Here is a 12341-nt window from a genome sequence, read left to right as displayed (position 1 = left end):
GCGGTCAGGCCACCGCCGGCGCTTCGCGCAGCGCGTCCTGCTTGATCATCGCGGCGGCCTTCTCGCCGATCATGATGCAGGCCGCATTCGTGTTGCCACGGACGATCGTCGGCATGATCGAGGCGTCGGCCACCCGCAGGCCCTCGATCCCGAGAAGCTTCAGCTCTGGGTCGACGACGGCGCCGATCGCGCAGGTCGACGTCGGGTGGTAGATCGTCTGCAGGTTGTCCTTCGCGAACTCGAGGAGCTCCTCGTCGGACGCGTCCGCCGCGGGGACCACCAGTTCGCCGGTGATGACCGCCCGTAGCGCGGGCTGCTCGGCGATCTGCAGGGCCGCACGGAGCCCGGCCACGATCGTCGCGCGGTCCTCGGGCGAGCCGAGGAAGTTGTGGACGATCCGCGGCTTCACGTACGGGCTCGGTCCGCGCAGCGTCAGCTCGCCACGGCTCGTGGGCTTGACCACACCGGGACCGAACGCGACGCAGTGCTTGTCGGTCAGCCCCAGGCCCTCCTCGAAAAACGCAACGGGTGCGCAGTGGAACTGGCAGTCCGGGCCGTCCAGGCCCGCCCGCGTGCGGATGAACCCGCCGGCCTCGCCGATGTTCGAGGTCAGCGGCCCGGTGCCCTCAGCGCCGAGCAGCTCGACGTTCTCGTCGGTCATTGCCGTGAGCAGCGACTCCACGCCCTCGGTCACGTAGTTGAGCAGGACCATGCAGTGGTCCTGGAGGTTCTGGCCCACCGGGAGGTCCGCGACCACGTCGAGGCCGAGCGCCTCGAGTTGCGCGGCCGGTCCGATCCCGCTGAGCATGAGGATCTGGGCGGACCCGTACGCGCCGGCCGAGAGGATGACCTCGCGCTCGGCGAGGAGCTGGTCGTGATCGGGGTGGTCGACCCGGACCCCGGTCGCCCGACCGTTCTCGATGATCACGTCGGAGACCAGCGCGTCGGTGACGATCGTCAGGTTCGGCCGGTCCTCGGCCGGGCGCAGGAACGCCGCCGCGGCCGACTCACGCATGCCGTCGCGCTGCGTCACCTGGTACCGGCCGACACCCTCCTGACGGGCGCCGTTGAAGTCCGGGTTCTCTTCATGGCCGGCCTGCTTGGCGGCTTCCACGAAGGCCGTCGCGAGCGGATGCATGGAGCGGCTCTCCATGACGGACAGCTCACCGCCCGCGCCGTGGTGCATGCTCTCGCCGCGCTCGTTGTCCTCGGACTGCAGGAAGTACGGGAGCACGTCCTCGTACCCCCAGCCCGCGGCACCCGCGGCGGCCCACTCGTCGAAGTCCACCCGGTTGCCCCGGATGTAGATCATCGCGTTCATCGAGGAGCAGCCGCCGAGCATCTTGCCCCGGGGCAGATACATCCGCCGTCCTCCGAGCGCTGCCTCCGGCTCGGTGGAGTAGTCCCAGTCGCGCCGGCTCTTGAAGAGCGCGCCGAAGCCGGCCGGGATGTGGATCTCCATGTCGGTGTCCTCGCCACCGGCCTCGACGAGGCAGACGCGGACCTCCGGGTCTTCACTGAGGCGCGCGGCCAGGACGCATCCCGCCGAGCCTGCGCCGACGATCACGTAGTCGTACATAGATGGTTCTCCTGCTGGTCGGGTGGGGCGGTCAGCCGCCCAGGAACTCCATCGCCTCGACCGGGTCGGCGAAGAGGATCAGCTTGTCGTCGGTCGTGACCATGCGGCCGTAGTGCGTCGACATCTCGTGCTGGATCGTGTAGGCGTCGACGTCGGTCCCGAGCTCCTCAGAGACCTCGTCGTAGTCGATCTCGAGCCGATCGGGACAGCGGATGTCCCAGAACGACGGCTGCTTGATGATCTCGACGCCGGGCTTGCCCCGGAGCGCGTCGGCGACCGCATCGCCCTCGGCGCTACGCGCCATCACGATCCCCACGTAGTCGTAGGTGCCCCCGGCACTCGTTGCCTCGCCGCTCATGCGGGCACCACGACGAGGTCCGCGACGCCGGCGCTCTCCCAGAGGCTCTGGGCGTCGCCGACCGTCCGGTCGAGCGAGGAGGCGAAGTCGATTTGCACCGGCAGCTCGTCGACCATGCCACTGAGCGCGGAGGCGGCGTCGAACGCGAGCGGCAACCAGTCGGCCATCCACCCGGCGACGAGCTCGCGGTTGCGCTCGCCGTGCGTCTCGTCCCCCAGGACAAGATCGGTGAACGCCGACGTCCAGTCACGCACCCACTGCCACTCGAGCTGCGCGACGCGGCCGAGGGCGGGCGTCACCGTGTCGCCGTTGGCGATCGCGGCCCGCATGCCGAGCTCGCGCTGGATCAGCACGCCGACGATCGGCTCGAAGCAGAGGTTGATCGCCACGATCGACTCGCCCCAGTCGACCACGGTGCGCAGACGCTCGATGTAGTTGCGCGTCGGCTGCCAGGCCGGATGTTCGAGCCACCGCTCGCGGGCGGTGTCGATCGGGAAGGGCCCGAAATGCGGCTCGAGGTCCAGCCCGTAGAGGACCAGGGACTGCGCGAACCGCTGCTTCAGCGCCGCCTGCATGACCATCGCGTGCGTCAGCGTGTCCGAGAGCGTGTCGCGCCCGCAGGAGGCGGTCGCCAGCCACAGGCCGTGCTGGACGAACGCGGGGACCTGCAGGTTCACGCGCAGGAACTCGACCCAGTCGGGGTCGAAGTCGGCGAAGAGCCCGTCGGCGTTGCCCTGCTTCACGGCGCCGTCGATCTCCCGTTCCCGCTGCGTGCCCAGCTGGTAGAAGTTCCGCTCCCACCAGCCGGCCGGGTCGCGGAAGTCGTACCAGTCGGCGACCTCGAGGCGGGTCGAGTCGTCGCTCCACACGCCGTGGACGCCGTCGAACGAGAGCTGCCAGCCACGGTCGACGTGCCGGTGGATCGACGGCTGCGTGTCGATCGTGACGTCCTCGTAGACGGACGCCCGGCGCTTCACCGGGGTGAAGTAGTTGAACGCGCGCTCGTCTTCGTCGCCGCGGCGGGCGCCGCCGTCGTCGAGCTTCTTGACGGGGGGGCTCGGTCATGTCGTGGCCTCCTGGTCGCCCGCGGCGACCGACGTGGTGAACTTGTCGAAGTGGACCTGCGTGGGGTCCAGGCCCCGGCCGTCGACGAGGAGCTCCGTTGCGGCATCGACCATCGGCGGCGGCCCGCAGAGGTACGCCTCGACGTCGGTGTCGATCTCGCCGGTGTCGAGGAAGTGGCCGACGGCGTCGTGGACGAAGCCCTCACCCTCGTCGGAGAGCACCGGCGTGAAGCGGAAGTCGGGAAGCTGGGCCCCGAGCGCCGCGATGTCGTCGAGGAGGAAAAGGTCAGCCTGCGTCCTGGCGCCGTAGAAGAACCGCACCGGACGCGTCATGCCTTCCGTGGCCATCTGGCGCAGCAGCGCGAGCTGCGGCGCCATGCCCGACCCGCCGGCGACCATGAGCACGGGCCGGTCGTTGTCCCGCAGGCGGAACGTGCCGTACGGCCCGGTGAACCCGAGCGCGACGCCCGCGGTGAGCGACCCCTCCTCGAGCATGCCCGAGATCCGGCCTCCGGGGTACCGCTTGATGATCAGGGCGATGCGCCCGTCGCCCGGCAGGTTCGCCATCGAGAACGATCGCCGCTCGTCGCTCCCGGGCACGTGCAGATCCACGTAGTGCCCGGGCGCGAAGTCGAAGTCGACCGGCTCCTCGACGCGCAGCACGACCTCGCTGATGTCGTGCGTGAACTCGCGGACCGATTCGACGGTCGCGCGTCCGTCGCGGATCGCGTGCTCGGCGCGGTAGTTCTCGGGGTCGTAGTGCAGGAGCTCGACGGTGACCTCGTCGTCGTCGGGCATCGCGCGGCACAGCAGGGTGTAGCCCTGGTCCTCCTCGCTCTCCGAGAGCGCGAAGGAGGAGTACGTCTTCAGCGAGACGTCGCCGTCCAGCAGGTAGCACTTGCAGGCCGAGCACTGCCCCTCACGGCACCCGTGCACGAGCGAGTAGCCCTGGCGGAACGACGCGTCGAGGATCGTCTCGTCGTCACCGCAGTCGATCTCCTCGCCGATCGGCTCGATCAGGATGCGCGGCACGTCAGTCGAGCGTGAGCGGGAGCGGGATGTCGAGCGCCTCGACCTTCACCGGCCCGGGGCCGCCGTTGCGCCCCGTTGCGGTGTTGATGCCGGCCTTGAACGCGGTGGAGTGGTCGCCGTCGGGCAGCCCCATAGCCTTGGCCATGTTGATGTTCGGGCTCTCGATCGTCATCGCGACCTTGCGCAGATCGGTGAGCGTCCACTTCTTGTCCTCGCGCAGGTGCGGCTGGCCCATCAGCGTCTCGCCGTCGGGGCGGACGAACTCCAGCCCGGTGACGACGTCCGCGAGGTCCATGCCGTGGAAGCGGTCGAAGTAGTTGCGGTCTCCGACGTAGCGGCCCGGGTTGGACTCGTCGATCCAGCGGCACTCCTTGGAGCAGTAGAAGCGCGTGCGGTCGTCGACGACCCGATGGCACATGTCCTCGTCGATGACCGACGGCATCGTGCACGTCCAGCAGAACGGCGGCGCCTCCGGCAGCAGCCCCGAGAGCAGCAGCGACGCCTCGGCCGGGTCGTCGAGCTCGCGGTAGGCCTCCCAGAAGAAGCCGTACTCGTCGTACCAGCCCGGGTACTTGCTCTCGAACCACTCGAAGTCCCGCTCGTCCATGCCGTCGAACTTCCAGAAGTGCATCGGCCACGTCGCGAACGCGAGCATGGCGACCTTGTGGTGCAGGCCCTTGACGATGCGCTCGCGGGCGCGGTCGAAGATGTGCGGGTCCATCTCCAAGCCGAGCCGGCCGAGCTTCACGACGTAAGCGCGGTACCAGTCGTCGCGGATCCAGCGGTCCCACTTGTCCAGGAACGACTCGTCGTCGGAGCGGTCGCGGGAGAAGTACTCCATGACCACCGCGGTGAAGACGTCGAGGAACGCGTGGTTGATCCACCAGGCCTGCTGCAGGTCGCGCTCGATGAACGGGATGTTGCGGTCGTCCTGGAGGACGGTCAGCAGCGTCGCGTAGCCGTTGGAGATGTGGCGCGCCTCGTCTGACTGCACGCTCAGGTAGGTCGTCGGCAGCGTGAAGTCACCGTTGCGCGCGGCCACGTCGGGCAGCGCGACGAACGCGACGTTGGTGAAGGCCGTCTCGGCGACGACCTGCAGGGCGAACGCGCACTGGATCGGGTCGCCGACCATGAAGTGGTTGGCGAAGTTCATGCCGCCGAGCGTGAAGATGTCGCGCGGCATCGCCTTCATCATCTGGTTCCAGCCGCTGGGGTCCGGCACGTTCTTCGCGTACCAGCGGCCGAGCGACATCTGCATCCCGGTGTGGCGGACCTCGTCGACGTACTGCACGTGGTAGCCGTTTCGCAGCTCGTTGGACGGGATCGCGTCGATGAGCATCGACATGCACCGGCCCGCGCCGATCTCGGCGTAGTTCGTGACGGTGAGGAACGGCTTGAGGATCTCGGTCCACCGCTCCTCGGTCTTGTCCGTCATGCCGGCGCGGACCGCCGCGTCATGCCCGCCGTAGACCCGGTCGTCCTTCTCCAGCTCCATGGGGAGGTACTCCCGCATGATCTGCTTCATCGGGTCCTTCGACTTGGCAGGGATGTGGTAGCGGGTGGGGTACCGCGGGACCGGCTCGTGGTACGTCGGCTCCCAGCCGAGCTGCGCGATGCGCTCGTGGGTCTGCGTGATGCTGCGGCGCTTCGCCTTGGAGGACATGCCCCGACCGTACGCCGGTCGCACCGTGCGCCTCAATCGTCACTTCGGGTGAGATCCCTCCCCCTCTGCTCCGGCCGTGCCTCGGCACATGGCGGCGTACAACCGCGGTCCGACCCGTGCGACGACCACGCGCCGACGCCGGAAGACCTCGTCGCGCGTCACCCGCACGGTCTCGTGGCCACGTCGCGCCAGGAGCCGGTCGCGTGAGCGTCCCGTGCGCGCCGACGAGGGCCGGCGTGGCCGCGGCCTCCGTCCGTCTCGACGCTGAACCGCAACCGAGGCCACAGGAAGTCGTGCTAGATGCGACGCCCGTCGGCCAGACGCTCGGGCTGCTGGCATATCGGTCGCGGCCAGCCCTCGGCGTCGCAGATCTCCAGGAACGTCTCCTCCAGCCGATTCGTCGTCCGCGTCGTCCCTGGGGTGTGGCGCTCGATGAGATCCGCGAGTGCCGCGGTCCCGCGGCGGTCCGCGACGCGGTCCAGGTACTCGGCCATCTCCCACGGCTTCCAGAGCCCGAGGTACGCGGCCTCGTCGAGCAGCCGTTCGACGGTGCGGACCGGGTACGTCGCCGAGAGCACGTGGAGCAGCGGGCAGAGGCGCAGGCACGCGACCTCGTCGTGGACGACGATGTCGTCGGGGACGAGCAGCTCGCTGCGGACGATGCGGATCCCCGTGGCCGCGCGGCGTGGGCGGCGGCCGGCCGGCACGACCACGTGGATCTCGTCATCCGGCACCTCCTGGAAGGTCACCAGCGCCAGCTGCTGCGCGGCGGACCAGCCGGTGAGCGCTGCCCCGGCGCCGCACGAGAGGACCGCGGCCCGGCGTCGCGTGGGCTCGTCGAGCTGCGTCGACACCGTTGCGAACACCCCGGGGAACGGCTCCTGCAGGGCGCCCTCACGCAGGCGCCGGCGGAGGGCATCGCGGCCGATCCCGGCGGCACGGAACTCGGCCGCGCCGACGATCCCGCCACTGACGTCGAGCATGGCGCGGATCGCGGCGTCGACCTGAAGCGGGGTGCGGTGAGCCATGCGGCCAGGGTGGCGCGGTCCGCTGCGACAGCGCTACCGCACTCTGTGTCGACTCCGTGCCGATTCTGCACCGGCGGACCTCAGCTCGCTCCGGAAGCGAGCTGAGGCACGGCGCAAACGGTTACGCGCCGACCGGCGTGGCGAGCAGGCCCGACAGGCGCTCGTTGATGATCGCCTCGGCCTCGGTGATCATGCGCTCGACGAGCTCCTGGCACGTCGGGGCGTCGTCGATCAGCGCCTGGGAGAGGCCCGCGGACCAGATGCCGGCCTCGACGTCCCCGGACTCGTAGACGGTCTTGCCGCGCGCACCGGAGACGAGCTCGCGGACGGCCTCGAAGTCGCCGCCCTCCTTCTCGATCTTGATGACCTCCTGGGAGACGGAGTTCTTCGCGACGCGCGCCGTGTTGCGGAAGGACCGGAAGATGTGGTCGGTCATCCGCTCGTCGGCCTGGATCAGGTGGTCCTTGACCTTCTCGTGGATCGGGGACTCCGCGGTGCACATGAAGCGCGTGCCCATGTTGATCGCGTCCGCTCCGAGCGCCAGCGCCGCCACCATGCCGCGCGCGTCGCTGATGCCGCCGGAGGCGATCAGCGGGATGTCGAGCGCGTCGGCGGCGCGCGGGATCAGGATGAGGTTCGTGACGTCGTCCTCGCCCGGGTGACCGGCGCAGTCGAACCCGTCGATCGAGACCGCGTCGACCCCGATCTGCTGCGCCTTGATCGCGTGGCGCACCGTCGTGGCCTTGTGGATCGTCTTGATGCCGGCGGGCTTGAAGATCTCGAGGAACTCGACCGGGTTGTTGCCCGCGGTCTCGACGTACTTCACGCCGGAGTCGACGATCGCCTGCGCGTACTCCATGTAGGGCGGCGGCTTGATCGCCGGGAGGATCGTCAGGTTCACCCCGAACGGCTTGTCGGTCAGCTCGCGGCAGCGCTCGATCTCCTTGACGAGATCCTCCGGCGTCGGCTGCGTCAGCGCCGTGATGTGGCCGAGCGCGCCCGCGTTGGCGACCGCGGCGACGAGCTCGGCGCGGCCGACCCACTGCATGCCGCCCTGGACGATCGGGTGCTCGATGCCGAACGTCTCGGTGAACCGTGTCTTGAACATGTGACCTCTCTCGCTGGGCGGATTTCAGGTGGTGCCGACGACGTCGCCGAGCAGCGCCCGGGCGATCACGAGACGCTGGATCTCGCTCGTCCCCTCGTAGATCTCGGTGATCTTCGCGTCGCGAAAATACCGCTCCACCGGGAACTCCTTGGTGTAGCCGTAGCCGCCGAGGACCTGGATCGCCTCCCCGGTCCAGTGCCGCGCGACGCGCGATGCGAAGAGCTTGGCCTGGGCGCCCTCGACCGTGTGCGGCTTGCCGGCATCCTTCAGCCGGGCCGCGCGGTGGACGAGCGCGCGGGCCGCGGCGATCTCGGTCTGCATGTCAGCGAGCTTCTGGCTGATCGCCTGGAAGGACCCGATCGGCGCCCCGAACGCGCGGCGCTCCTTCGCGTACGCCGTGGCGACGTCCAGCGCCGCCTGCGCGATGCCGACCGCCTGGGCCGCGATGCCGATCCGGCCGCCGTCGAGCGTGGACAGCGCGATCCGCATGCCCGCGCCGGGAGGCCCGAGCCGCTCCGCCGGGGTGTTCTCCAGCACGAGGTCGGCGGTGTTGGAGGAGTGCTGGCCGAGCTTCTCCTCCTCGCGCGAGATCGAGAAGCCCTCGGCGTCGTGGCGGACGATGAACGCGCTCGGCTTGTCGCGCGCCTCCGGGTCCTTGGCGAACACCGTGAACGTCTGGGCGTAGGTGCCGTTGGTGATCCACTGCTTCGTGCCGTCGATGCGGACGATCTCGTCCGCCCCGCCGGAGACCACCTTGGACCGCATCGCGCCCGCGTCGGAGCCGGACTCCGCCTCGGTCAGCGCGAAGGCGGCGAGCTCGCGGCCCTCGGCCAGCGGACGGACGTACTCCTCGATCTGCGCGTCGGACCCGTTGAGCAGGATCGGCATCGTGCCAGCGCCGGAGTGGACGGCCATCGTCGTGCCCAGGCCCGCGTCGCCGCGCGAGAGCTCCTCGAGCACCAGGGCGTAGGAGAGGTAGTCCGACCCGGCTCCGCCGTGCTCCTCCGGGATGCTCACGCCCATCAGGCCCAGCTCGCCGAGCTGCTTGACGACGTCGGCGGGGAACGTGTGGTCGCGGTCCCACTGCTTGGCCTGCGGCGCGACGACCTCGTCGGTGAACCGCTTGGCCAGGTCGCGGATCTCGCGCTGCTCGTCGGTGAGCTCGTCGCCGGAGGCGGGCAGGGTGGTCGACATGGCACACAAGGTATGGGGGACCGGTCCGAGGAGCATCATCCCCTCGGACGCGAATCCTCCCCCGCGCGGATGAGCGACGTCCCCGAGCGGGCCGTTTCCATCCCCCGACCGGGGGATCAGCTGTTGCACGCGCGCCCGCGCGCGAGGGAGGGTCGGCCCATGAGCGATCCCAACATCGTGGGCGGGTGCCTCTGCGGCGCCGTCCGCTACACCGCCACCGCGGACCCCGCCGCGGTCGCCCTGTGCCACTGCAAGGACTGCCAGCGCCAGAGCGGCGCGCCGTTCTCGCTGAACGTCCTGATCGAGGATGCGTCCCTCGTCATCGAGGGGGACGTCAAGGTCTACGGCACCACCGGCACCGGCACGGGCCAGCCGCGTGAGCGGAAGTTCTGCGGCGACTGCGGCTCCCCGATCCTCACCACGCTGGCGGAGATGCCCGGCATGGCCGCGATCAAGGCCGGCACGCTGGACGACCCCTCGTGGCTGGAGCCCGAGCTCGAGCTGTGGGTCGACCGCCGCCAGCCCTGGGTGCTCGGCAGCGAGGACCGCGGCGAGTTCGCCACCGACCTCCCGACCTGACCGCGACATACTGCGGGGCGTGAGCGACACGCCCCCACTCACGATCGAGGAGCTGTCCGCGCAGGTCGGCGTGACCGTGCGGAACATCCGCGCCTACCAGGCGCAGGGGCTGATCGACGCGCCCGAGCGATCGGGTCGCGTCGCCCACTACGACGAGACGCACGTCGCCCGCCTGGAGCTCGTGCGCGACCTGCGCGAGCAGGGCTTCGGCCTCCCCGCCATCGAGCGGCTGCTGAAGTGGGGCGAGGGGATCGACCCGCGCGAGCTGCGCGCCTTCGCCGACACGCTCATGCACGGGATCATCGAGGAGTCCCCGATGGTCCTCGAGCCCGGCGAGGTCAGCGATGTCTGGGGCGACCAGCTCACCCCCGAGCTCGTGCAGCGCTCGATCGCCACCGGTTTCCTGCGTCTGGAGGACGACGGCCGGTTCGTCGTCATGAGCCCCACGCTCCGCGCGCACGGCCGGCAGCTGGCCGCGCTGGGCGTCAGCTTCGAGGAGGCGGTGACCGTCCTCGAGACGCTCCACGAGCATCTCGACGCGCTGGCCGCGACGTTCGCGGAGCTGTTCCAGCGCAACGTCTCCGGCCCGGCCCTCGCCGAGGCGGACGACCGGGCGCAGGCGCTCGCCCAGGTGAGCGCCGCGCTCGACACGATGCGCCCGTGGGCGACGAGCGCGGTCAACGCCGCGTTCCGCCTCGCGCTCCAGCGCCACAGCGAGGCGGCGCTGGAGGAGCTCCTCCCGGCCGAGGCCGAAACCGACTAGTGTCCTGAGTCGGTAGTTGTTGTGCAGTAGCGGGTGATGGATTCGAGGATCTGGTCGGCGGTCTTGGTCCAGACGTAGGGCTTGGGGTCGTCGTTCCAGTCCTTGATCCAGGCGCGGATGTCGGCGTTCAACGTGCGGACCGATCGGTGTGCGCCGCGCCTGCGTTTCTTGTTGGTCAGCTCGCCGAACCAGCGCTCGACGAGGTTCATCCAGGAACTGCTGGTCGGGGTGAAGTGCAACTCGAACCGCGGATGGGCGAGCAGCCATTTCTTGATCGCCGGCGTCTTGTGCGTCGAGCTGTTGTCCAGCACCAGGTGAACCGCGAGGTGTTGCGGGACTTCGCGGTCGATGGTCTGCAGGAACTTCTTGAACTCGATCGCGCGGTGGCGCGAGTGCAGCGCACCGATCACCTTGCCGGTCGAGAGATCCAGGGCGGCGTAGAGACTGCTGGTGCCGTGGCGCTTGTAGTCGTGGGTCGCCCGCTCGGGGACCCCGGGGCGCATCGGCAAGATCGGCGCCGTGCGATCCAGCGCCTGGATCTGCGACTTCTCATCCACGCAAAGAACTACCGCGCGCTCGGGCGGATTGAGATAGAGCCCGACGACGTCGCGGACCTTGTCCACGAACAATGGATCCTTCGACAGCTTCCACGTCTCCTGCCGGTGGGGCTGCAACCCGAACGCCCGCCAGATCCGCGCCACGGCGGTCTGGTTGAGACCGACCTCCGCGGCCATCGACCGCGTCGACCAATGGGGCGCGTTCTTTGGTGTGGTCTCCAAGGTCTTGGTGATGACCTCCTCGACCTTCGCGTCGGTGATCTTCCGCGGCTGCCCCGGACGCGGCTCGTCCAGCAGGCCGTCCAGCCGGAACTCCAGAAACCGCCGGCGCCACAGCAGCACCGTGTTGCGATGCACGCCCAAACGACGACCGACCGCCGTGTTGCCCTCGCCCGTCGCACACGCGAGCACGATCCGCGCCCGCTGCGACAGCGCCGCCGCCGACGTACGCCGACGCGTCCACGCCTCCAGCGTCTGACGCTCGTCGTCGGTCAACTCGATCGGCACAGCAGTAGGACTCGGCGCCACCGAATCCTACTACTGCACAGAAACTAATGACTCACGACACTAGGACAGCCCCTTCACGGCCGCCTCGGCGACCTGCTGGTCCTGGTCGACGGTGCCGCCGCTGACGCCCACGGCGCCGACGATCGTCTCGCCGTTCTTGAGCGGGATGCCGCCCGGGAACGTGATGACCTTGCCGTCGTTGGACGCCGACAGGCCGTACAGCGAACCGCCGGGCTGCGTCTCGTCGTAGAGATCGCCCGTGGCGGCGTCGAACGCGCGCGCCGTGTAGGCCTTGTTCTGCGCGATGTCGATCGACCCCAGCCACGCGCCATCCTGACGCGCGAAGGCCGTCAGGTTGTTGCCGGCGTCAACGACGGCGATGTTCATCGGAACGCCGATCGAATCGGCCTCCGCACGACCGGCTGCGACGACTGCCTCTGCCTGCTCGAGCGTGATTCCCACGCGGGCCTCCCTTGCGTTGCGGGTTAGCCGCGAGAAAGCGCGATGCGCTTCTCGGAGAGTGAGGGCAGCGGTCGACCGCTGCCGCGGTGGATGTCGGCGGCCGTCACTTGGCGGCGAGTACGTCAGCGGGAAGAATCTCCGGCGCGGTGGCAAGCAAGTCGGCGTTGGCCGTCACTGCCGCGACGATCTCGCCCTCAGCGTGTGCTGTGCGGTCCTGCTCGCTGCCGAACGTGTCGAAGATCCAGAACGTGGTCGGCGACGTCCGCACGGCGTACCAAGCGACGGTGCCCGCCTCGGCCTCGGCAAGCGGCAACGCGCCGGCGAGCAGAGCCGCCACGTCCTCGGCCTTGTCCGGCTTGGCTTCGATTCGGGCAACGAATGCAAATGGCGTGCTCACGGTGGTTCTCCTCGGTAGCTCTAGGGTTGGCCCACCGTACCTGGAGTCGA

At 69.5% G+C, this 12341-nt stretch carries 13 protein-coding genes; 2 read left to right on the top strand and 11 right to left on the bottom strand.

Annotation, left to right across the window (positions count from 1 at the left end; all coding sequences use genetic code 11):
* Positions 1-4 precede the first annotated feature (4 nt).
* From GKE82_RS16995 to GKE82_RS16960, 8 genes are all read right to left on the bottom strand, one after another.
* Complete coding sequence (locus GKE82_RS16995) at positions 5-1579, bottom strand: GMC family oxidoreductase (protein ID WP_154734107.1); 1575 nt, start codon at positions 1577-1579, stop codon at positions 5-7.
* A 31-nt stretch (positions 1580-1610) separates the two neighbouring features.
* Positions 1611-1937, bottom strand: a complete 327-nt coding sequence (locus GKE82_RS16990; RefSeq protein ID WP_154734106.1) for an MmoB/DmpM family protein — start codon at positions 1935-1937, stop codon at positions 1611-1613.
* On the bottom strand, positions 1934-2914 hold the full coding sequence (locus GKE82_RS16985) for a hypothetical protein (protein ID WP_154734105.1): 981 nt from the start codon (positions 2912-2914) through the stop codon (positions 1934-1936). Before GKE82_RS16985 ends, GKE82_RS16990 begins: the two co-directional genes overlap by 4 nt.
* 84 nt (positions 2915-2998) lie before the next feature.
* Positions 2999-4033 carry a 2Fe-2S iron-sulfur cluster binding domain-containing protein gene (locus tag GKE82_RS16980; RefSeq protein WP_309233668.1) on the bottom strand — a complete coding sequence of 345 codons (1035 nt, stop codon included), beginning with the start codon at positions 4031-4033 and terminating at the stop codon, positions 2999-3001.
* A 1-nt stretch (position 4034) separates the two neighbouring features.
* A complete protein-coding gene (locus GKE82_RS16975; protein WP_154734104.1) occupies positions 4035-5696 on the bottom strand; it encodes a methane monooxygenase in 1662 nt (553 codons plus the stop codon).
* Between the two features lie 296 nt (positions 5697-5992).
* On the bottom strand, positions 5993-6724 hold the full coding sequence (locus tag GKE82_RS16970; protein ID WP_154734103.1) for a type IV toxin-antitoxin system AbiEi family antitoxin domain-containing protein: 732 nt from the start codon (positions 6722-6724) through the stop codon (positions 5993-5995).
* A 121-nt stretch (positions 6725-6845) separates the two neighbouring features.
* Complete coding sequence (locus tag GKE82_RS16965) at positions 6846-7832, bottom strand: nitronate monooxygenase family protein (RefSeq protein ID WP_154734102.1); 987 nt, start codon at positions 7830-7832, stop codon at positions 6846-6848.
* Between the two features lie 24 nt (positions 7833-7856).
* Positions 7857-9026 carry an acyl-CoA dehydrogenase family protein gene (locus GKE82_RS16960; protein ID WP_154734101.1) on the bottom strand — a complete coding sequence of 390 codons (1170 nt, stop codon included), beginning with the start codon at positions 9024-9026 and terminating at the stop codon, positions 7857-7859.
* A 159-nt stretch (positions 9027-9185) separates the two neighbouring features.
* Between GKE82_RS16960 and GKE82_RS16955 the strand changes: the two genes are divergently transcribed.
* Together GKE82_RS16955 and GKE82_RS16950 are read left to right on the top strand one after the other, a co-directional pair.
* Positions 9186-9605, top strand: coding sequence for a GFA family protein (locus GKE82_RS16955; protein ID WP_154734100.1), 420 nt, complete (start codon positions 9186-9188; stop codon positions 9603-9605).
* 19 nt (positions 9606-9624) lie between these two features.
* Complete coding sequence (locus tag GKE82_RS16950) at positions 9625-10368, top strand: MerR family transcriptional regulator (protein ID WP_196189278.1); 744 nt, start codon at positions 9625-9627, stop codon at positions 10366-10368.
* Here GKE82_RS16950 and GKE82_RS16945 read toward each other — a convergent pair.
* From GKE82_RS16945 to GKE82_RS16935, 3 genes are all read right to left on the bottom strand, one after another.
* Positions 10365-11453: an IS630 family transposase gene (locus tag GKE82_RS16945; RefSeq protein ID WP_309233667.1), complete on the bottom strand. Its 1089-nt coding sequence runs from the start codon at positions 11451-11453 to the stop codon at positions 10365-10367. The two genes, GKE82_RS16950 and GKE82_RS16945, sit on opposite strands and share 4 nt — an antisense overlap.
* A 39-nt stretch (positions 11454-11492) precedes the next feature.
* Positions 11493-11894: a heme-binding protein gene (locus GKE82_RS16940; protein WP_309233666.1), complete on the bottom strand. Its 402-nt coding sequence runs from the start codon at positions 11892-11894 to the stop codon at positions 11493-11495.
* Positions 11895-11997: 103 nt separating this feature from the next.
* Positions 11998-12291, bottom strand: coding sequence for an antibiotic biosynthesis monooxygenase (locus GKE82_RS16935; protein ID WP_309233665.1), 294 nt, complete (start codon positions 12289-12291; stop codon positions 11998-12000).
* Between the last annotated feature and the right edge of the window lie 50 nt (positions 12292-12341).

The sequence above is a fragment of the Conexibacter sp. W3-3-2 genome, assembly GCF_009707605.1.
Lineage (GTDB): Bacteria > Actinomycetota > Thermoleophilia > Solirubrobacterales > Solirubrobacteraceae > Paraconexibacter > Paraconexibacter algicola.
This window is presented reverse-complemented; position numbering and strand designations above follow the sequence as displayed.